Below are 20,222 nucleotides of genomic sequence, written 5' to 3' on the forward strand. Positions count from 1 at the left end.
GGTCGGACTTATCGCCCCCCGAAAACAGCAACGCCGCTCATGGCCATGACGCGCATGAGCGGCGTTGTCGTCGTTCAGGGAAGACGGTTAATGGACGTCCTTCCAGAACTCCTTCTTCAGCAGATAGGCCAGCGCGGTGAACAGCAGCAGGAACAGCATCACCTTGCTGCCGAGGCCGACCCGACCGACCCGACCCGGCTCGGCCGCGTAGGCCATGAAGTTGACCGTGTCGGCGACAAAACCTTCGTAGTCTTCCGGCGACAGTGTGCCGGCCTGGGCCAGCGTCAGGCCGGTGTCGGGACCATGACCGCCACCGTGGCCTTCTTCACCATGGTGGGCAGCGTCATCGGCCTTCACCTGCCAGCCCTGTAGCTCCCACAACACATGCGGCATCGAGGCACCGGGCAGCACCAGATTGTTGACGCCAGCCGGGCGTGCCGGATCGACATAGAAGGTCATCAGGTAGCTGTAGACCCAGCTCGGGCCACGTGCCCGCGAGTTCACCGAGAGGTCCGGCGGCTTGCGGCCGAACCAGCCGGTGGCGTCGGCCGGCATCGCCGAGGTGATGGTGTCCCCCGGCTTGTCAGAGGTGAACATCAGGTTGGCCTTGAGGATGTCCTCGGGAATGCCGAGATCTTCACCGATACGGCTGTAACGCATGAGGTCCATCGAATGGCATGCGGAACAGTAGGCCATGTAGTTGCGGGCGCCGCGCTGCACCGACGGCAGGTTGCCGACGTCCGGCTCGAAGCTGTAGGGAAGGTGCCCGCCGCCAGCCGCGAAGGCCGCGCCGGAGAGCAGGAAGGCGGACAGCGTGAAAAGAATCCGTTTCATCGGTTACCCCGTCACCCGTTCCGGTTCTGGCTTGGTCTTTTCCATCGCCGTGTAGAACGGCATGAGGAGGAAGAAGGCGAAATAAATGATGGTGCCCACGCGCGAGATCAGCGTGCCGAGCTCGGTCGGTGGCTGCAGCCCGTAGTAGGTAAGCAGGACGAAGGCGACGGTGAACAGGCCCAGTGCGATCTTCGACAGCATGCCCTTGTAGCGGATCGAGCGGACCTTGGAGCGGTCCAGCCAGGGCACCAGGAAGATGATGACCACCGCACCGCCCATGGTCAGCACGCCGCCGAGCTTGCTCGGCACCGCACGCAACATTGCGTAGAAGGCGCCGAAGTACCAGGCCGGGGTGATGTGTTCGGGGGTGACCAGCGGGTCGGCCGGGATGAAGTTGGGCTTCTCCAGGAAGTAGCCGCCACCATCGGGGGCGAAGAACACCACACCGAGGAAGAAGATCAGGAACACGCCGGCGCCGAAGATGTCCTTCACCGTGTAGTAAGGGTGGAAGGCGATGCCGTCGAGCGGCTTGCCATTGCCATCCTTCTTCTTCTTGATGTCGATGCCGTCGGGGTTGTTGGAACCCACTTCGTGCAGCGCCATCAGGTGCGCCACCACCAGACCGACCAGCACGAAGGGCAGGGCGATCACGTGCAGCGAGAACAGACGGTTGAGCGTGGCGTCGGAGGGGATGTAGTCCCCCTGGATCCAGACCACCAGGTCATTGCCGATCACCGGGATGGCGCCGAACAGCGAAATGATCACCTGCGCACCCCAGTAGCTCATCTGGCCCCAGGGGAGGACGTAGCCGGCGAAGGCTTCGGCCATCAGCACCAGGAAGATCAGCGAACCGAAAATCCAGATCAGCTCGCGTGGCTTCTGGTAGGAGCCGTAGAGCAGGCCACGGTACATGTGCAGGAACACCACCACGAAGAACGCCGAGGCGCCGGTGGAGTGCAGATAGCGGATGATGTTGCCGAAGGGCACATCGCGCATGATGTATTCGACCGACGCCCACGCCTCGGCGGCGGCCGGCTTGTAGTGCATGGTCAGGAAGATGCCGGTCAGCAGCTGGTTGACCAGTACCAGCATCGCCAGCGAGCCGAAGAAGTACCAGAAATTGAAGTTCTTCGGCGCGTAATATTCGCTGACGTGATCCTTCCAGATCTTGGTCAGCGGGAAGCGGTCGTCGATCCAGCCGAGGAAGCCGGTGGTCTTGTGGGGGTTGGGCACGATCGCCATTACGCGGCTCCTACGGGGTCTTCACCGATGACCACGGTGGTGTCGTTCTCGTAGCGGTGCGGGGGCACCACCAGGTTGAGCGGCGCCGGCACGCCCTTGTAGACGCGGCCGGACAGGTCGAACATCGACCCGTGGCAGGGGCAGAAAAAGCCGCCCTGCCAGTTGCTGTGGATCTCCGGTGCCGGGTGGTCCGGCCGGAACGTCGGTGAGCAGCCCAGATGCGTGCAGGAACCGACCATGACCAGCACATCCGGTTTGATGGCACGCGCTTCGTTCTGGGCATAGGCCGGCTGTTGCGGCTCGGCAGACTCGGGGTCGCGCAGCTCGTCGCTGACCTTGTCGAGGCTGGCGATCATTTCAGGGGTGCGACGCACCACCCAGACCGGTTTGCCACGCCAGGCCACGGTGAGACGTTGCCCCGGCTCCAGCTGGCTGATGTCCTGCACCACGGGTGCGCCCAGCGCCTTGGCGCGTTCACTGGGCTTTAGCGACGCCAGAAACGGCCATGCGGCTGCGGCAGCGCCTGCGCCGCCCACCACACCGGTGGTGAGCGTCAGGAAGCGGCGACGGCCGGCATCCACGCCTTGATTGCTCATCGACTGATAGACCTCGTGCAAAGTGTTTCGAGAAACCGCGCTGTCACGACCACGCCACGCCCGCCGGGGCGGTCAGGGGGTCGGTAGAACGGCGGGAGTATACCGGTCTGTGGCGGCGTTCGAAACGTGTCGACCCGGTCGGTACGGCACCCCGGGTCACTCAGACGTCGAGGCCGAGCTTCTTGATCCGGTAGCGCAGTGAACGGAATGACATCCCCAGCAGTTCTGCCGCACGGGTCTTGTTGAACCGGGCCTTTTCCAGTGCCTCGAGGATGGCCTGGCGTTCGACAGCGTCCATTTGCGAGTCCAGCGCAGGCGCGCCAGCAGGCGTCAGTGCTGCGGTCTCACGCAACTGGAGGTCGGTGGCGGTAATGCGGCGGCCGTCACAGAGGGTCAAGGCCCGCTCGAGGATGTTTTCCAGCTCCCGGACGTTGCCCGGGAACGGATACGCCACCAGCCGCGCCAGTGCGGCGTCATCCAGCGTTGGCGGCCGTGGCCAGCCGTTGGTCCGCGCCAGGCGTTCGAGAATGTGATGAGTCAGCAGCGGAATATCGCCGGACCGGTCGCGCAATGGCGGCGTCCGCACCTCGATGACATTGAGGCGGTAGTACAGGTCCTGGCGAAATCGGCCGTCGGCGACACACCCCTCAAGGGATTCGTGGGTGGCCGAGATCACCCGCACGTTCACCGGTTGCTCGCTGTCGCTGCCGACCGGGCGGATGGCACGTTCCTGCAGCGCCCGCAGCAGTTTGACCTGCATGTGCAACGGCAGGTCGGCCACCTCGTCAAGGAACAGCGTGCCGCCCTCGGCAGCCTGGAACAGGCCGGTCTTGTCCTTGATCGCACCGGTAAACGCACCCTTGAGATGGCCGAAGAATTCGCTCTCCATCAGCTCGCTGGGGATGGCCCCGCAGTTCACCGGTACGAAGGCGCCGACCGCCCGTGGGCTCTGGGCGTGGATCATGCGCGCCACCAGTTCCTTGCCCGTCCCCGACTCGCCGGCGATGTGAACCGGGGCCTGCGATCGCGCCAGACGGCCGACCAGCTGCCGCAGGTGATCGATCGACGGATGCTGGCCCAGCAATCCGGTGGGCTCCGTCCCGCGAGATTCCACGGCCGCCCCGCGCAAGTCCAGGGCGCTGCGCACCAGCTTGCGCAGGACTTGCAGATCCACAGGCTTGGAGACGAAATCAAAGGCGCCGGCCTTCAGGCTCTCCACCGCAGCCTGCGCGCTGCCATAGGCGGTGATCACCGCCACTGGCGTGTCTGCGCAGTGCTCGCCGATATGCCGGACCAGGTCAATGCCACTACCGTCGGGCAGCCGCATGTCGGTGATGCACAGGTCGAAGCTGTGGCAGGCCAGCCGATCGTGCGCCTCGGCGAGCGAGCCCGCGGCCTCGGTGGTGAGGCCCATCCGCGACAGGGTGATCTCCACCAGCTCACGGATATCGGCCTCGTCGTCGACAATCAGGACGGCAGCTTTCATGGCGGCGAGGAGAACATGATCCGGAAACAGGCGCCAGCAGCATCGGGTCGATAGAGCAGACGGGCATGGTTGAAGTCGCAAAGCTCGCGGGCCAGATAAAGCCCGAGGCCGGTGCCGCGGCTGGCAGTGGTGAAGAACGGCTCGAAGATGCGTTCCTGCAGCGCGACCGGGATGCCGGGGCCATCGTCGGCAATATCCAGCCAGACATTGGCCGGGTCGCGCCCGGCCTCCAGCCGGACCGCCGCAGGCGCTGATCCTGCGTGCTCGAAGCTGTTGTCCCACAGATTGTGCAGTACCTGCTGCAGGTGTTCGGGATCGAAGCGAATCTTCCAGGCCGGGTTCAGCGGCGCGATGTGGATCGGGCGTTCGGTCCGCGCCGGATGTTCCAGATAGTTCTGGCGAATTTGCCGCAACTGGTCGGCCAGCACCAGCGACTGGACCTGAGTGGCATCCCGGCGGCTGAGGCTGAGCACGTCCCGGACGATGCGGTCGATACGCGCGCCGTGGCGATGGATCATGTCAAGCAGCCGCTGCTGCTCGGCGGACAATTGGGGGTCTTCAGCCAGCAACTGCCCGGCATGGGTCATCGCCGCCAGTGGATTGCGGATCTCGTGGGCGATGCTGGCCGACAATCGACCCAGGGCGGCTAGCTTTAGCTGCCGCGCCTGCTCGCGCAGTTGTGCGGCCTCGTCCAGCAGGATCAGCGTGGGACTGCCGGCGGCCCAGCCGAGCCGTGAGAAGCGCGGAATCACCTCGGGGCCCCCGGGGCTGAGGCTCAGCGGGCGCGGGCTGACAGCACTGCCGAGCATCCAGCTTTCCAAGGTCTGTGCCAACGCGGGCGAAACATCCATCAGCGCGCGACCACTGGCATCGGCGGGGGTCAGCAGTCGGCGTGCAGCGGCGTTGATCATGCGAATTTCGCGCTGTCCGTTGATGACCACCACGCCGGTCTGCATCGACTCGATAATGCTTTCGTTGAGGCGCGACAGGCTGGCCATCTCGGTATCTGCGCGCTCCACCAGCGCCTCACTTTTGCGGGCGCGAGCGGCGACGGCGGCAGCGGCGACGGTGGTCGCGAACAGCATCAGACCGAGTACGCCGGTACTGGTCATGTCGGCCGGCGAAATACCGCGGCCGATGGGCCGCAGGAACTCCTCGGCGAACATGCCGAGGGTCGCGGCTGAGGCGCAGACCATGGCGAAGCGTGGGGTCAGGATCAGCGCTGCGGCGACGGTCGGGGTGATCAGCAGGATGCCGAGGCCGTTCTCGACGCCGCCGGTGCTGTACACCAGCGCCGCGATGCCACCGAGGTCGATGCCGAACTGCACCAGGGTCTGCAGGTGAATACGCGGCGCTTGCAACTGCAACGGGATCAGCAGTGCCAGCGAGGCCACCGCATAGGCCTGATTGACCCGTCGGAACAGCTGCGCATCGACCTGTTCGAACAATTGCAGGGTCGCGCCGGACTCCAGCAGCGTCAGTAGCAGCGTGATCAGCAGCAGGCGATAGAGTGTCAGGGCACGCAGAATCCGCCAGTCTTCGGGCAGCCCCGGGCGGGTGACCGCAATGCCGGTCATCGGCGCCGGCTCAGGACCCGCTGCATCGTGTGCAGCAGCCGTCGTCATCGACGTCCGTGCGGGGCAGATGCGTGCCGCAGCGACTGCAGCGCGTCATCGGCACGAACGGCGGGTCGTCCTCGGTCGCATCAGGCGGCGCCTGCTTTGAACGCTGTTCCAGTTGCCGCAAGGCGATACCGGCCAGGCGCCAGACAATCCACGCGGCGGCGGCGATGAGCAACAGGCGGAAGATCATGGCGGCTTTAGATCGGCTGCGGTCGGGTCTTCGACGATTGTAGGGGATCGTTCCGCTGTCAGGTTTCTGGCAGACACCGGCGGTATGGGCGAGAATGCGCGTCCCCACACGATCCGAGAGCCTTGCATGAACCTGCACGAGTACCAGGCCAAAGAGATTTTTGCGCGTTACGGCATTGCCGTGCCCCAGGGTAGCCTGGCCACCAGTCCCGAGCAGGCCCGTGCCGTCGCCAAGAGCCTCGGCGGCGAGCGCTTCGTGGTCAAGGCGCAGGTCCATGCCGGCGGACGCGGCAAGGTTGGCGGGGTCAAACTGGTGACCGGCGTCGATGCCGTCGAGGATGCCGCCAAGGGCATGATCGGTCAGCGTCTGGTCACCAAGCAGACTGGCGCCGAAGGGCTGCCGATCAACAGCGTGTGGGTCGAACGCCCCTCCAACATCGCGCGCGAGCTGTACGTGTCGGCGCTGGTGGACCGCACCGAGGAGAAGATCGTGTTCATGGCCTCCGCCGAGGGCGGTATGGACATCGAAGAGGTGGCCGAGCACTCGCCCGAGAAGATCAAGTCGATCCACGTCCACCCGGCTGCCGGCCTGCAACCGTTCCAGGCGCGCCAGCTCGGCTTCTTCATGGGGCTCGACAAGGACCAGGTGGCACAGTTCACCCAGGCATTGCTCGGGGTGTACCGAATCGTCAACGAACTGGACGCCTCCCAGGTCGAGATCAACCCGCTGATCGTGACCGCCGAAGGCCAGATCATGGCGCTTGACGCCAAGCTCAATTTTGATGCCAATGCCTTGTACCGGCAGAAGGCCATCGCCGAGATGCGCGACCCCAGCCAGGAGGACGAGCGCGAGCGCGAGGCGTCCAAGTACGACCTCAACTACGTGACGCTGGAAGGCACCATTGGCTGCATGGTCAACGGCGCCGGTCTGGCGATGGCGACGATGGACATCGTCAAACTGCACGGCGGCCAGCCTGCCAACTTCCTCGACGTTGGCGGTGGCACCACCGCGGAGAAGGTGACGGAAGCCTTCAAGCTGATCACCAAGTCCGAGGACGTCAAGGCGATCTTCATCAACATCTTCGGGGGCATCGTGCGCTGCGACCTGATTGCCGAGGGCATCATCCAGGCCTGCCGTCAGACCGGACTGAAGTTGCCGGTGGTCGCCCGCCTGCAGGGCACCAATATGGAGAAGGGGCGGGAGATGCTGGAGTCCAGCGGGCTCAAGATCACCCCGGTATCCGACCTGACCGAAGCCGCCAAGACCGTGGTCGCACTCGCGAACGGCTGAGAGAGAATATGAGCATCCTGATCAACAAGAACACCCGCGTCATCTGCCAGGGCTTCACCGGCAAGCAGGGCACCTTCCATTCCGAGCAGGCGATTGCCTATGGCACGCAACTGGTCGGCGGCGTTTCACCGGGCAAGGGTGGTGCCAAGCACCTTGACCGTCCGGTTTTTGACACCGCCCACGATGCGGTCAAGGCCACCGGCGCCGACGCTTCGATGATCTATGTGCCCGCGGCAGGCGCGGCCGACGCCATCCTCGAAGCGGCGGATGCCGGCATCAAGGTGATCGTCTGCATCACCGAGGGCATCCCGGTGAACGACATGGTGCGCGTCAAGGCGGCGCTGGCCGGGCAGGACTGCGTGCTGATCGGGCCCAACTGCCCGGGCATCATTACCCCCGGGGAATGCAAGATCGGGATCATGCCCGGCCATATTCACAAGCCAGGCAAGATCGGGATCGTCAGCCGTTCCGGGACGTTGACCTATGAAACGGTGCACCAGACCACTCAGAACGGCCTGGGTCAGAGCACCTGTGTCGGCATCGGTGGCGATCCGGTCCGCGGTATGGGCTTTATCGACGTGATCCGTCTGTTCGAGGCCGATCCGGCGACGGCCGGCATCATCATGGTGGGCGAGATCGGAGGCAGTTCGGAAGAAGAGGCCGCCGAGTACATCAAGGACAACGTCAAGAAGCCGGTGGTGGCCTACATCGCGGGTGTTACTGCGCCGCCGGGCAAGCGCATGGGTCATGCCGGCGCCATCATCGCGGGGGGCAAGGGCACGGCCGACGAGAAGTTCGCCGCACTCGAGGCCGCCGGGGTCAAGACGGTGCGTTCGCCGGCAGATCTCGGTGCGGCGATGAAGTCGTTGCTCTGACCGACACGCCGTCTCTGTCACGCGCTGCGGAGGTGCCATGACGCGCCCGCTGAAGCTCGCGCTGGCCCAGCTCAATCTCTGGGTCGGCGATGTCGACGGCAACGTCGAGCGGATCGTCGAAGCGGCGGGGCATGCCCGTGACACACTGGGTGCCAGCCTGATCGCCTGCACCGAGCTGGCACTCATCGGTTATCCGCCGGATGATCTGCTGCTGCGTTCGGGCATGCCGGCGCAGATCGAGGCCGGGCTGGCGCGGCTGCGGCGCGAAGTGCGCGGCATCACCCTGGTGGTGGGCACGCCGGAGTACGCCGATGGCGCCATTTACAACGCCGCGCTGGTACTCCGCGACGGCGAGGTGCTGGGCCGCTATCGCAAGCAGCACCTGCCGAACTACGGGGTTTTCGACGAGCAGCGCCATTACCGGGCCGGACACATGCCCTGTGTGTTCGAGCAGGAGGGCTGTCGCATTGGCATCACCATCTGCGAAGACATCTGGGTCGCCGGTCCGGCGGCGCAGGCGCGGCAGGCAGGCGCCGAGCTGCTGATCAATCTGAACGCCTCCCCGTTTGACATCGATAAGGCCGCCAACCGGCGGCGGGCGCTGGACTCACGGGTGGTGGAAACCGGTCTGTCGATCGCCTACGTCAACTGTGTCGGGGGTCAGGATGAAGTGGTGTTTGACGGCGGTTCCTTCGCCGTCAATGCCGATGGTGAGGAGGCGTTTCGGGCGCCGACATTCGAGGCCGGCGTGTTCCCGCTGATCTGGCAGGACGGGCGACTGCAGGGCGCGATGGCGACACCGAAGACGGCCGACGCCCTGCTCTATGACGCGCTGGTCCAGGCGACCCGCGACTACGTCGGGCGCAACGGCTTTCCGGGCGCGCTGATCGGGCTTTCGGGGGGCATCGATTCGGCCCTGGTGGCCGCCATCGCGGTCGATGCCCTGGGGCCGGACCGCGTCTGGGGCGTGTCGATGCCGTCGCGCTACACCGCCAGCATGTCGAATGATGATGCCCGGATTGAGGCCGAGGCCTTGGGGATCCGTTACGACTGCATCGCCATTGAGCCGGCTTTCAGCGCCTTCAACGCGCTGCTGGCACCGGCATTCGCCGGCCGCGAGCCGGATCTCACCGAAGAGAACCTGCAGTCTCGGAGTCGCGGTGTACTGCTGATGGCCCTGTCCAACAAGTTCGGACATGTGGTGCTGACCACCGGCAACAAGAGCGAAATGGCGGTGGGCTATGCCACGCTATACGGCGACATGTGTGGTGGTTTCGCGCCGATCAAGGACGTATACAAGACCCGGGTGTTCGCGTTGGCGCGGTATCGCAACAGTCTGTCACCGGTGATTCCGGAGCGGGTGCTGACGCGTCCGCCGTCTGCCGAGTTGCGGCCGGACCAGACCGATGCCGACTCGCTGCCCCCGTATGAGGTGCTGGATCCCCTGCTAACGGCGTATGTCGAGGCCCAGCGGTCGATCAGCGAGATCATCGCCATGGGCTTCGACGAGCCTACCGTGCGGCGCGTGGCAGGGTTGGTGCGACGCTCGGAATACAAGCGGCGTCAGGCGCCGCCGGGCCCCAAGGTCACCCGCTGTGCCTTCGGCCGCGAGCGTCGCTACCCGATCACCGCCGTCTACGGCGACGTTTAGGGCTGCCGTGGCCAACACCACGGAGGCAGCGGCAGTAGAAGACGCGGCTAGACGCCGAGTGCTTCATCGGCATCGTCGCCGATGCCGAACCAGCCGCCGATGGTGGTACTGATGCGTTGCAGCAGGCCCGGCTCGACCTCGCGCTCGCCGAGGTCGGCAGCGGTTGGCAGGCCGTTTCCGCGGAGCAGGGTTTCGGTGGCGTCGGCCTGAGCATCAAGGCCGAGGGTGCGATAGCTACGCTCCATCAGGGCCAGCGCTTCGGCCGCTGCCGGAGCGCCGGGATAGGTGGCCACCAGGCTTTCGGCGCGACGCGCGGCTGCCAGAAAGGCCCCGCGTTTGACATAGAACCGGACGATGTGAAGCTCATGGCTGGCGATACGGTTGCGCAGTTCCACCATGCGTTGGCGCGCATCACCGACATAGGGGCTGTCCGGATATTTCTGCACCAATAGCGCGAAATCATCGAAAGCGCGGCGGGCATAGGTGACGTCGTCGCGGGTGGTGTCGACGCCCAGGCCGGTCAGCACGCGGTCACCGCGGCTCTGATTGATCAGGCCCTTGAGATAGTGCACGTAGGCACTGGCATCGTGGCGCGGGTGGTCGCGGAGGAAGCGGTCGGCTGCGGCCAGCGCGCGGTCCACCTCGAAGTTGCGGTAATAGGCGTAAACCCGTTCAAGCTCCGCCTGGGTGGAAAACACCGAGAACGGATAGCGGGTGATCAGCATGTCGTAGCGGCTGATCGCCGTCGCGAAATCCGACGAGATCAGGGCTTCGCGTGAGGCCCGATACAATTCAGTGGCCTCCAGTCGCAGTTCGCGCTGGCTGACACGGTCAGGACCGAACGGATTGTCCGGTGGCAAGGCGGTACCGCCCTTCGACGCGCAGGCGCCGAGCGTGGCGAGGACAATGGCGAATCCCAGGAAGCGGAGAATGGCAGTCATGAAAGCGTCAGGAAGCGAGCGGTGTGAAGCGGTCGAGTATAGCCAATGCGCCCGGTGACGCCTGTGGAGGATGACGACCACACCCTCAGTGCGGTGGTGGACGATGCCCTGGACGGCCAGCGGACCGATATCGCCTGCGCCCGTCTGTTCGACAGTTATTCCCGTGCCCGGTTGCAGCAGTGGATCGCCGACGGCCGCGTGCGCGTCGACGGGGCGGTGGTGGTGCGCGCACGCGATCCGGTTGCCGCGGGGGCGCTGGTTGAAGTGGATGCCGAGCCGGCCGCCGACACCCGGGTGTTGCCGCAGGACCTGCCGTTGACCGTCATTGATGCCGACCGAGACATCGCGGTGATCGCCAAGCCGGCCGGCCTGACTGTGCACCCGGGCGCCGGGCAGCCCGACGGGACGCTGCAGAATGCACTGTTGCATCACTTTCCCCAGACGGCTGCGGTGCCGCGCGCAGGCATCGTGCACCGGCTGGACAAGGACACCAGCGGTCTGCTGGTGGTGGCCTTGACCCTGGAAGCCCACGCATCGCTGGTGGCGCAGCTGGCGGCGCGCGAGGTCCATCGTGAATACGACGCGGTGACCCAGGGGCCGTTGATCGCCGGGGGCACCATTGATGCCCCCATTGGCCGCCATCCGCGGGACCGGCTGAAAATGGCGGTGGTGCCGCGCGGCGGGCGCGAGGCGGTGACTCATTACCGCGTCGAACAGCACTTTGGTCATCACAGCCACCTGCGGGTGCGGCTGGAGACCGGGCGTACGCATCAGATCCGGGTACATCTGGCCCATTTGCGCCACCCGCTCGTCGGCGACCTGCTCTACGGCGCCCAGTTGGTCCGCGGAAGCGGTCTGCCGGAAGCACTGCGGACGTTGCTGGCAGGATTTTCACGTCAGGCGCTGCATGCCCGGGTCCTCGGCCTCATGCACCCGCGGCAGCGGGTGGCAGCCCGTTGGAACTGTGAGCCGCCCGAGGATCTGTCGGCCTTGCTGGCCGCTTTGGCGGCGTATGACCCACGTGACGACGGCGCCTGAGGCTGCCGACCCCGGGGTGCCGGCAGCCCCGCCGGTTTGGTCGTTGCCGTCCGGGGTCGGTGCCCTGCAAACCAGACGGGGGACCGATCAGGGGTTTGGGTTCAACCTGGCAGACCATGTCGGTGCGCCGGTCGCCGCGGTGGCGGCCAACCGTGCGGCGCTGCTGCGCGCGCTGCCGGAGGTGAGGCGGATCACCTGGCTGCGACAGGTGCACGGGACCCGGGTGGTGTCGCTGCCGGCGAGCGGCTGCCCGGAGGCCGATGCGGCGGTGTCCCGGGTGCCCGGCGAAGCCTGTGCGGTACTGACGGCGGACTGTCTCCCGGTGTTGCTCTGTGATCGCGACGCCACGGTGGTAGCGGCCGCCCATGCTGGCTGGCGCGGCCTTGCGGCTGGCGTGCTGGAACACGTGGTGGCGGCGATGCAGGTGGATCCTGCGGCGCTGCGCGTCTGGCTGGGGCCGGCCATCGGGCCGCGCGCCTTCGAGGTGGGCCCCGAGGTCCGTGCTGCATTCATCGCGGCCGATGGCGACGCCAGCGCCTGCTTCGAGCCGTCGTTGCGGCCGGGCCGCTGGATGGCGGACCTGCCGGGTCTGGCGCGAAGACGGTTGCGGGTCTTGGGGGTGGATGCCGTGGCGGGTGGCGCGCACTGCACCTTCGAAGAATCGGCGCAGTGGTTCTCCTACCGCCGCCAGACCGACTGCGGACGCATGGCCAGTCTGATCTGGTTGCGACCGAGGACCTGATGCCGTCGGGCCCGGGGCCAACTTTCTTATTGCACCGTGCTGCCGGGCTCTGCTACAAGACGCTGAAAGGTCGAGCCCCCATGGTGACGGCCCACGATAACGACATGAGGCGAGGGAGCAAGAGGATGCCCGTATCACCCAAAAACCCGAACACCCGGCACGGTGGCCTGCTGTTGGCCGCGACTCTGGGATTGTTGCCGATTTCTGCGTCGGCACTGCAATTTGACCTGGCCGGGACGACCGTCTCGGTCGGCAATCTGGTTACGGTCGGCGCGCTGATGCGCATGCAGGATATCGACAGCAGCAACATCGGCAAGAGCACGCTCAATCCGGGCATCTGTGTCGCCCGGGTCGGGGACGATGGCAGCAGCGGCCCGGGTCCGCGCGGCACCAATACCTTTTCCGGCAACACCTGCTCGGCGACCGGTGATCCCGATCCGGCGCAGGGGGGTATCAACCCCAACACGTTCTTTCTCGGTCAGCCCGGGTCATTTTCGCCGAATGCCGACAATGGCAATCTCAACTTCGACAAGTACGACCTGGTTCACGGGGCCACCAAGCTGACCACCGACATCTCGTTCGAGGTGTTCGACGCCAACGTGTTCATCCGAACGCTGGCGCTGTTCGATGCGCAGTACGACGATCTCACCCAGATTCACCCGGATACCACCCTGCAGGCCGGACGTGAGAATTTCTCCTCGGCAGGCAAGGACGTGATCGCACGAGAGCTGCGCTTCCTCGACTTTTTCGTCAGCCGCAGTTTCGAGATTGCTGACCGGTTCATCAGTGTCAAGGTGGGTCAGCAGGTGCTCAACTGGGGCGAGTCCGGCTTCCTGCTGGCCAATTCGCTGAATTCGATCAACCCGGCCGATCAGGCACTGCTGCGAGTCCCGGGCTTTGACGTCAAGGAGCTGCAACGGCCCCTCGGCATGGTGACGCTCAACACCGAGCTGACCTACGGGCTGAACATGGAGCTGTTTTACGGCTACGAATGGGAGCCGATCTCCATCGACCCGGTGGGCAGTTTCTTCTCCGTGTCTGACATCCTGGGCGAGGGCGGGACCCACGCCATGCTGTCGTTCGCCAAGGCACCGGAAGATCCGGGCCAGGCCTACATCCCGAGCGGCCCTGACGATACCTACCAGCTGACGACCCGGGGAACCTACATCCCCGGCGACAACCCGGATGACCCGTCCTTCATCCTCAACTCGCCGTCGAGCCGCACCTTGCAGCGCAACTTCGCCGAGGAAGCTGCGCGTGAACCGGACGATGGTGGCCAGTACGGGGTGTCGCTGCGGTATTTCGCCGAGAACCTCAACGGCGGCACCGAGTTTGGCCTGTACTTCGCCAACTACCACGCCCGGGTCCCCAGTGTCAGTGGTTTCGCGGCACAGTCGACCTGTCTGCCGGACAGTGTGACGGGGGGGCTCGCCGGAGCGCTGATTCCCATTGCGCTGAGCTGTGGCATTGATCTGCCACTGGACCTGACGGATCCCGTTGGCACCATCGGCGGGCTGGTCGACCTGCTGAGCAGTGGCGCTCAGTTGCCGCTGACGCGGGACGCCCTGCCGCTGGATACCGCCAGCATCTTTGTCGAGTACCCCGAAGACATTCGCATGTACGGGTTGTCGTTCAACACCACGGTGGGCGGCTACGCCCTGTCGGGTGAGTACGTGTGGCGTGACAACCTGCCGATCCAGGTGCACACCACCGATCTCATTTTCGCGCTGTTGCAGCCGGCCTTCCCCGCCAACGACCTCGACCTGACCATTGCCACCCTGCCGGGCCGGCGCACGGCGGTGCCGGACTTCATCCAGACCAATTACCGTGGGGTGGAAACGCAACCGGGGCAGTACGTGCGCGGCTGGGAGCCGATGGGCATCGGGCAACTCAACGTGTCGCTGTTGCGACTGCTGGGTGCTACCGAGAATCCGTTCGGCGCATCGCAGATGACGCTGTTGCTGGAAATGGGCTACACCCATCTGCCGGGCTACCCTGAGCTGTCGGAATTCCAGGCCAACGGCGCCGGCACCGACACCCATGTTTCGGCCGGCGCGGACGGCACGGTGGGGCTTAACCCGGCCGACATCCGGTCGGACATCAATGACCCCAGCAGCGACAGCCGCACCTTCCAGAACGGCCTGCAGAACCCCACCGCCTGGTATGACCGCAGCGGCTTCGGCACCCAGGAGTCCTATGGTTATCGTTTCGTCACGCTGACGCGTTATGACAATGCCATCTTCGGGGTCAACCTTGAGTTCCTCAACGCCTTCTTCCATGACGTCGAAGGCGTTGGACCCGGGCTCGGGCAGAATTTCGTCGAGGGGCGCAAGCAGATCATCTCCGGCGTACGCTGGGATTATCTGTCGAAGTACCTGGGTGAACTTCGTTACACTTGGTTCACAGGCGGCGGTGTCCGGGATGCGCAACGTGACCGTGACAACCTGCTGCTGTGGCTGGGGTACCAGTTCTGATCCCCACGGCCGGATATCCGTCCGGCTCCGGTCGACCCCGGCTTGGCGACGCGGGGTCGAGAACACAATCAACAGCAGTCGAGACTGCGTGTGGGGAGAAGCGTGATGAGACACATGAAGGGCGTTGTGGGCGGCTTGCTGCTGTCGTCGCTGGTGTTGTCAGCGACGGCCGTGACCGCCCAGGAAGAGATCACCGTGAAGCTGATCCCGCGTCCGGCGCAGATCATGCCGCTGGCCGACGAGAGCCTGCTGCTCGATGTGGTCAACACCGGCAAACGGCTGGTGGCGGTGGGGGACCGTGGTCACATCCTGCTGTCGGCGGATGGCAACGAGTGGGCCCAGACCGAGGTGCCGGTACGCGCCGCGCTGACGGCCGTGGCGTTCGCCGATGACGGCGAGCACGGCTGGGCGGTCGGCCACGATGCCACCATCGTGCACACCCGCGACGGCGGCCGGCAGTGGACCCTGCAACACTTCGACCCCGAACTGGAAAAGCCTTTTCTCGACCTGCAGGTGTTTGATGCCGGGCGCGTACTGGCGGTGGGCGCTTACGGTCTGATGATGGAAACCACCGATGGTGGTGAGACCTGGACGGAAGTCGAGGCGCCGGTGATCCGCGACGAAGAAGTGCATTTCAACAGCATCACGCGGCTCAACAGTGGCGCCCTGTTCATCGCCGGCGAACTGGGGATGCTGGCGTTCTCGACCGATGACGGCGAGACCTGGACGCGGATGGAATCACCCTACGAGAGTTCCTTCTTCGGCGCCGTGCCGGCCGGCGAGAATGGCGTGCTGGTCTTCGGGCTGCGCGGCACGCTCTACCGCAACGACGACCCGGTGGCCCAGCCCGGGGTCGACGGCTGGCAAACGCTGGAGAACGAGAACGTGGCAACCATGTTCGGCGGCACCCGGCTGGATGACGGGCGGGTTGCACTGGTGGGTCTCAACGGTGTGGTCACCCTGGTCGATGGCCAGCAGGTATCAACCTACAAGTCTGCCCGGGGTACGCCCCTGTCAGCCGCCATCGAGTTCGGCGACGGGCTGTTGTCCGTCGGCGAGTCGGGCGTCCAGCGCGCAGCACTGACAAACTAAATACGCTTCTCAGGGGAGACACCATGGCCGCTCCATCCAGCGACGCGCCTGGCGGCATGCAGGAAAAGATTCTCAAGGTCATCGAGCCGATCATTTATGGTCGGCGCATGCTCATGCTGGCGCTGTTGGCCGGCTTCACCGCGCTGTTTACCTGGTTTGCATCGGGGACGCACGTGGATGCCGGGTTCGACAAGTCGATCCCGCTCGAGCACGAGTACATGCAGGTGTACAAGCATTACGAGGCAGAGTTCGGGGGCGCCAACACGGTGCTGGTGGCGCTGATCCAGAAGGAAGGCGACATCTATAACGAGCACTTCCTTTCCAAGCTGAAGCAAGTGACCGACGAGGTCTTTTTTCTGCCCGGGGTCGACCGCTCGCGGGTATCGTCGCTGTTCACGCCGGATGTTCGCTTCATCGAGGTTGTGGAAGGCGGCTTTCGCGGCGGTAACGTGATCCCGGCGGAGTTCCAGCCGACCGATTACTACTTTGACCTGGTGCGCTCGAACGTGGGCAAGGCCGGCATCATCGGCCGTTACACCACCAAGGACCAGCGCGGCGCCATGGTGTTCGCCGAGTTGCTGGAGACCGATCCGGTGACCGGCGAGAAGCTCGATTACCAGGAAGCGGCCCGTCAGCTGGAGGAGAAGATCCGCCAGTTCGAGGACGACCAGGTCGACGTCCACATCCTCGGCTTCGCCAAAGTGATCGGCGACGTGACCGATGCCGCGATGGAGGTCATCACCTACTTCTTCGTCGCGCTGGGGATGACCTTTGTCCTGCTGATTCTGTATCTCGGCAGTTTCAAGCTGTCGATCCTGCCGCTGGTGTGTGCCTTCGTGGCGGTCATCTGGGAATTCGGCCTGCTCACCCTGTCGGGATACGGGCTGGATCCCTTCGCCATTCTGGTGCCGTTCCTGATCTTGTCAGTGTCGGTTTCCCACGGGGTGCAGTACACGAGCTCCTGGGTATCGGAGCTGGCGACCGGCAAGAGCAGCTATGACGCCTCGGTGGAGACCTTTCGTCGCCTGGCGATTCCAGGGACCACGGCGCTGATTACGGATACCGCCGGCTTCCTCACCATCATGCTGATCCCGATCGACGTGATCCGCGAGATGGCCATCAATGCGTCCTACGGCATGATCGCGATCATCATCACCAACAAGGTGCTGATGCCGATCTGGCTGACCTACATGGACGTCAAGGACGTTGATGCATTCGTCAAGAAGCAGGAGGCACGCGAAGCGGTATTCAATCCGGTCTTCCGTGCGATGACGGTGGTGACGCGGCCGGTGCCGGCTGCAGTGATCATTTTGTCAGTCGCGGCTGTGTACGGCTGGGCGCTATGGAAAGGCGGCGACATGATCTATGGGGATGCGCAGGCCGGTGTGCCCGAGCTGCGACCGGATTCCCGCTACAACCAGGACACCGAGGCGGTGGTGGAGAATTTCGCCATCGGCACCGATATCCTCAAGGTCATTGCCGAAACCTCGAAGGATGCGTGCATCCGCTACGACGTGATGTCGCAAATCGACCGATTTGCCTGGACCATGCAGAACGTCGAGGGTGTGCAGTCCTATGTTTCGCTGCCGTGGGCTGCCAAACAGGTGACGGCCGCATTCTCGGAGGCATCGCCGAAGTACCACATCCTGCCGCGCAATCAGTACGTGATGGTGCAGGCAATCACGCCGATCCCAACCTCGTCCGGGTTGCTCAATCCCGACTGTTCGGCAATGGCGGTGTTCCTGTTCATGGCCGATCACAAGGCCACTACCATCACTCGGGCGACCGATGCGGTGAAGGCCTTCAATGCCGCGAATGCCGAGGAGTACTACGAAGAACATCCCAACGCCGATCCCGAACAGTGCGCTGGGCGCACGGTCGCCCGCCGTGCCTGGGGTGACCTGCGGCTGCAGTTGCGGCAGAAGACCGAACGGCTGCGCGGCCAGGGGTTGACCGAGACACAGATCGACGAGCACCCGGAAGTGGTGGCGCTGCGCGCCAGTGAAGACGAGGCCGAGACGCAGTACGACGAATTCAGCGTCGACTGCCCGGTCAACTTCGCGCTGGCAACTGCCAATGTCGGTGTCATGGCGGCGACCAATGAAGTGGTCATGGAGAAAGAGAAGGAGATCGTCTACTACGTGTATGCGGTCATCATCGTCTTTCTCTGGCTGTCGTTCCGGAACGTCGCTGGCGTGTTCTCCATCCTGCTGCCGCTATACGTGGTGTCGCAGCTGATCTACGCGCTGATGGCCATCAATGGCATCGGCATGAAGGTGGCGACCCTGCCGGTGGCAGCCCTGGCGGTCGGGATTGGTGTTGACTATGGGATCTACATCTACTCGACCATCGAGGAGTATGTGAAGAAGGGCCTCAGCCTCGCCGAGGCGTACTATGAGACGTTGCGCATGACCGGCAAGCCGGTCATGTTCACCGGCCTGGTGCTGTCGGGCTCGGTGGCGACCTGGTTGTGGTCGGGGCTGCAGTTCCAGGCAGACATGGGCATCCTGCTCACGTTCGCTTTCTTCGCCAACATGCTCGGTGCCGTCTTCGTCTGTCCGGCACTGTGCCGATATCTGATGAAGTTGCCCAACGGCTGACCCTCAGTCGGCCCACGAACCCCGCCCGTCACGGCGGGGTTTTTTTTGTCGTCGGTACAGTTGTCAGCGGTGGGTGGAGAGGGTAAAACAACTGAGGAACAATGCCTCGCGCAGGCTTTCAGGCCGCGACAGAGGCAGTCTGGATTCACGGGGACCGCGCGATCATGGAAAGAGCCGCCGATATCGGAGAGGCCGCTGAGCGGCGGTTCGCGCCTGCCGAGGCCGAGCGTTATTCGCCGCAGCTGCTTCGGGATCTGGCGCGCGCCAGCGAGCAACGACGCCCTGATCTGCGGTTTCCCGAACCGGCCGAACAGCATTTCCGGGCGCATCTTCGACGCGACTCCCGCGGTGCCCGACTGACCCTGTGTCTGTTGATGGCAGCCCTATGTCTGCTCACCGGCCGTCTTGATGTCGACGAGCAACTGGTCGATCTACTTCGGCTCGGCGGACCGGTTCGTCTGGTCGGACTGGGGGTGTTGCTGCCGTTTTGGCTGGTTGCGGTGCTGGTGCTGTGGCGGTGGCCGGATCGGGCCCTGGGGGCGCGGCTGATTTGGTTGGCGGCGTTGTCGCAGGCGGTGGCCTTGCAGGTGCTGGGCGACCACGGCTTCCTGACTGCGGCGGTACCCCCGGTGGTGCTGGCAGTGCTGAGCATGATGGCGGTGCTGGTGTTGGGGCGCTTCCGGCTACCGGATGCATTCGGCCTGATCGCTGCGTACTTTCTCGTGATGACCTTCGTCAATGGTGTCCTTGGCGACGGTCCTCGGTATGCCACCCGGCACTGGTTGCTGGAGGGCCTTGGGCTCTCCATCCTGCTACTGGGCGGCCTCTGGAACGAGATGAGCAACCGCCGTGCCTGGGCCGCGCAGGTGCTGCTGCATGCAGCAGCAGCGACCGATTTCCTGACCGGCATGTTCAACCGTCGGGCGTTCGAACAGTACTACCAGCGGATCAGCCTGCAGGCGCAACGGCAGGGGTGTCCCCTGGTGCTGGCCCTGATCGATGTGGATCACTTCAAGGGCTACAACGACCACCACGGGCACCCGGCTGGTGATCGAGCGCTCACCGAGCTGGGCGTGATGTTGCGCGATTTCTCCCGACGATCGCTGGATACGGCGGCACGCGTGGGTGGCGAGGAGTTCTCGCTGGTCCTGTTTGATTGCCAGTTACCGGGAGCCCTCGAGCGGCTGGAGCGTCTTCGTCGCAAGGTCGAAGCGCTGGCGCTGCCCCATCCTGATACCGAGTCGGGGGTATTGACCATCAGCATGGGGGTGGTCCAGGTCGGCGGTGAGGTGCCGCTGGAATCCGCCTACGCCATGGCAGACGAGCAGCTCTATCGCGCCAAGCATCTGGGGCGCAACCGGGTGGTTGCGGCCGATACGGACGCCTGACGAGGGCGGGGCCAGGCTCTGTGGTGTGCGCTGATCCAGCGCAGGCCACCGTTCGGCGGCTGGGGGCTGGTGGCCGACCGGGTTCGTGCCTTTAATGCCGATGTCGACCACCGTCATCGTAGCGGGCTCGACGGGGTGTCGCCGGGGCTGGATGGGGATGT

At 64.8% G+C, this 20,222-nt stretch carries 16 protein-coding genes; 9 read left to right on the forward strand and 7 right to left on the reverse strand.

The annotated features are described in order from the left end of the window. Nucleotides 1-87 precede the first annotated feature (87 nt). The 6 genes from JN531_RS09325 to JN531_RS09350 all read right to left on the reverse strand — a co-directional run bounded on the left by JN531_RS09325 (nucleotide 88) and on the right by JN531_RS09350 (nucleotide 5,970). Entirely contained in the window at nucleotides 88-834 is a 747-nt protein-coding gene (locus JN531_RS09325; RefSeq protein ID WP_228348599.1) for a cytochrome c1, read from the reverse strand. A gap of 3 nt (nucleotides 835-837) precedes the next feature. Then, the gene (locus tag JN531_RS09330; protein WP_228348600.1) at nucleotides 838-2,076 is read right to left on the reverse strand and encodes a cytochrome b; all 1,239 of its coding nucleotides are present in this window, start codon (nucleotides 2,074-2,076) and stop codon (nucleotides 838-840) included. Further along, complete coding sequence (gene petA / locus JN531_RS09335) at nucleotides 2,076-2,672, reverse strand: ubiquinol-cytochrome c reductase iron-sulfur subunit (RefSeq protein WP_228348601.1); 597 nt, start codon at nucleotides 2,670-2,672, stop codon at nucleotides 2,076-2,078. The genes JN531_RS09330 and petA overlap by 1 nt, the downstream gene beginning before the upstream one ends. Before the next feature lie 160 nt (nucleotides 2,673-2,832). After that, nucleotides 2,833-4,158: a sigma-54-dependent transcriptional regulator gene (locus JN531_RS09340; protein ID WP_228348602.1), complete on the reverse strand. Its 1,326-nt coding sequence runs from the start codon at nucleotides 4,156-4,158 to the stop codon at nucleotides 2,833-2,835. Continuing rightward, nucleotides 4,155-5,735, reverse strand: coding sequence for a sensor histidine kinase (locus JN531_RS09345; protein ID WP_228348603.1), 1,581 nt, complete (start codon nucleotides 5,733-5,735; stop codon nucleotides 4,155-4,157). Before JN531_RS09345 ends, JN531_RS09340 begins: the two co-directional genes overlap by 4 nt. A 10-nt stretch (nucleotides 5,736-5,745) precedes the next feature. Beyond that, nucleotides 5,746-5,970, reverse strand: coding sequence for a hypothetical protein (locus tag JN531_RS09350; RefSeq protein ID WP_228348604.1), 225 nt, complete (start codon nucleotides 5,968-5,970; stop codon nucleotides 5,746-5,748). A gap of 126 nt (nucleotides 5,971-6,096) precedes the next feature. Between JN531_RS09350 and sucC the strand changes: the two genes are divergently transcribed. Genes sucC through JN531_RS09365 form a run of 3 tightly spaced genes read left to right on the forward strand, consistent with a single transcriptional unit; the run spans nucleotide 6,097 to nucleotide 9,786 of the window. Beyond that, on the forward strand, nucleotides 6,097-7,260 hold the full coding sequence (gene sucC / locus JN531_RS09355) for an ADP-forming succinate--CoA ligase subunit beta (RefSeq protein WP_228348605.1): 1,164 nt from the start codon (nucleotides 6,097-6,099) through the stop codon (nucleotides 7,258-7,260). 8 nt (nucleotides 7,261-7,268) lie between these two features. Then, nucleotides 7,269-8,135, forward strand: a complete 867-nt coding sequence (sucD, locus tag JN531_RS09360) for a succinate--CoA ligase subunit alpha (protein WP_228348606.1) — start codon at nucleotides 7,269-7,271, stop codon at nucleotides 8,133-8,135. Nucleotides 8,136-8,172: 37 nt separating this feature from the next. Continuing rightward, nucleotides 8,173-9,786, forward strand: coding sequence for an NAD+ synthase (locus JN531_RS09365; protein ID WP_228348607.1), 1,614 nt, complete (start codon nucleotides 8,173-8,175; stop codon nucleotides 9,784-9,786). A 47-nt stretch (nucleotides 9,787-9,833) separates the two neighbouring features. Here the strand turns inward: JN531_RS09365 and JN531_RS09370 are convergent, their stop codons facing one another. Then, nucleotides 9,834-10,727, reverse strand: coding sequence for an outer membrane protein assembly factor BamD (locus JN531_RS09370; protein ID WP_228348608.1), 894 nt, complete (start codon nucleotides 10,725-10,727; stop codon nucleotides 9,834-9,836). 45 nt (nucleotides 10,728-10,772) lie between these two features. Between JN531_RS09370 and rluD the strand changes: the two genes are divergently transcribed. From rluD to JN531_RS09400, 6 genes are all read left to right on the forward strand, one after another. Continuing rightward, entirely contained in the window at nucleotides 10,773-11,765 is a 993-nt protein-coding gene (gene rluD, locus JN531_RS09375; protein WP_228348609.1) for a 23S rRNA pseudouridine(1911/1915/1917) synthase RluD, read from the forward strand. Continuing rightward, nucleotides 11,740-12,507, forward strand: coding sequence for a peptidoglycan editing factor PgeF (pgeF, locus tag JN531_RS09380; RefSeq protein ID WP_436233291.1), 768 nt, complete (start codon nucleotides 11,740-11,742; stop codon nucleotides 12,505-12,507). The genes rluD and pgeF overlap by 26 nt, the downstream gene beginning before the upstream one ends. A gap of 125 nt (nucleotides 12,508-12,632) precedes the next feature. Further along, nucleotides 12,633-14,981, forward strand: coding sequence for a DUF1302 domain-containing protein (locus JN531_RS09385; RefSeq protein ID WP_228348611.1), 2,349 nt, complete (start codon nucleotides 12,633-12,635; stop codon nucleotides 14,979-14,981). A 105-nt stretch (nucleotides 14,982-15,086) separates the two neighbouring features. Then, nucleotides 15,087-16,073, forward strand: a complete 987-nt coding sequence (locus JN531_RS09390; protein ID WP_228348612.1) for a WD40/YVTN/BNR-like repeat-containing protein — start codon at nucleotides 15,087-15,089, stop codon at nucleotides 16,071-16,073. Between the two features lie 23 nt (nucleotides 16,074-16,096). Further along, nucleotides 16,097-18,673, forward strand: a complete 2,577-nt coding sequence (locus JN531_RS09395) for an efflux RND transporter permease subunit (RefSeq protein WP_228348613.1) — start codon at nucleotides 16,097-16,099, stop codon at nucleotides 18,671-18,673. Nucleotides 18,674-18,837: 164 nt separating this feature from the next. Next, nucleotides 18,838-20,061: a GGDEF domain-containing protein gene (locus JN531_RS09400; protein ID WP_228348614.1), complete on the forward strand. Its 1,224-nt coding sequence runs from the start codon at nucleotides 18,838-18,840 to the stop codon at nucleotides 20,059-20,061. The last annotated feature ends 161 nt before the right edge of the window (nucleotides 20,062-20,222 follow it).

The sequence above is a fragment of the Flagellatimonas centrodinii genome, assembly GCF_016918765.2.
Taxonomy (GTDB): Bacteria; Pseudomonadota; Gammaproteobacteria; order Nevskiales; family Nevskiaceae; genus Polycyclovorans; species Polycyclovorans centrodinii.

What these genes read in the sequence shown, in the direction of transcription:
- pgeF (WP_436233291.1), top strand. Translation starts at nt 11,740, where the DNA reads ATGACCCACGTGACGACGGCGCCTGAGGCTGCCGACCCCGGGGTGCCG.
- JN531_RS09325 (WP_228348599.1), bottom strand. Translation starts at nt 834, where the DNA reads ATGAAACGGATTCTTTTCACGCTGTCCGCCTTCCTGCTCTCCGGCGCG.
- JN531_RS09340 (WP_228348602.1), bottom strand. Translation starts at nt 4,158, where the DNA reads ATGAAAGCTGCCGTCCTGATTGTCGACGACGAGGCCGATATCCGTGAG.
- sucD (WP_228348606.1), top strand. Translation starts at nt 7,269, where the DNA reads ATGAGCATCCTGATCAACAAGAACACCCGCGTCATCTGCCAGGGCTTC.
- JN531_RS09385 (WP_228348611.1), top strand. Translation starts at nt 12,633, where the DNA reads ATGCCCGTATCACCCAAAAACCCGAACACCCGGCACGGTGGCCTGCTG.
- sucC (WP_228348605.1), top strand. Translation starts at nt 6,097, where the DNA reads ATGAACCTGCACGAGTACCAGGCCAAAGAGATTTTTGCGCGTTACGGC.
- rluD (WP_228348609.1), top strand. Translation starts at nt 10,773, where the DNA reads ATGCGCCCGGTGACGCCTGTGGAGGATGACGACCACACCCTCAGTGCG.
- JN531_RS09330 (WP_228348600.1), bottom strand. Translation starts at nt 2,076, where the DNA reads ATGGCGATCGTGCCCAACCCCCACAAGACCACCGGCTTCCTCGGCTGG.
- JN531_RS09370 (WP_228348608.1), bottom strand. Translation starts at nt 10,727, where the DNA reads ATGACTGCCATTCTCCGCTTCCTGGGATTCGCCATTGTCCTCGCCACG.
- petA (WP_228348601.1), bottom strand. Translation starts at nt 2,672, where the DNA reads ATGAGCAATCAAGGCGTGGATGCCGGCCGTCGCCGCTTCCTGACGCTC.
- JN531_RS09350 (WP_228348604.1), bottom strand. Translation starts at nt 5,970, where the DNA reads ATGATCTTCCGCCTGTTGCTCATCGCCGCCGCCGCGTGGATTGTCTGG.
- JN531_RS09395 (WP_228348613.1), top strand. Translation starts at nt 16,097, where the DNA reads ATGGCCGCTCCATCCAGCGACGCGCCTGGCGGCATGCAGGAAAAGATT.
- JN531_RS09400 (WP_228348614.1), top strand. Translation starts at nt 18,838, where the DNA reads ATGGAAAGAGCCGCCGATATCGGAGAGGCCGCTGAGCGGCGGTTCGCG.
- JN531_RS09345 (WP_228348603.1), bottom strand. Translation starts at nt 5,735, where the DNA reads ATGACCGGCATTGCGGTCACCCGCCCGGGGCTGCCCGAAGACTGGCGG.
- JN531_RS09390 (WP_228348612.1), top strand. Translation starts at nt 15,087, where the DNA reads ATGAGACACATGAAGGGCGTTGTGGGCGGCTTGCTGCTGTCGTCGCTG.
- JN531_RS09365 (WP_228348607.1), top strand. Translation starts at nt 8,173, where the DNA reads ATGACGCGCCCGCTGAAGCTCGCGCTGGCCCAGCTCAATCTCTGGGTC.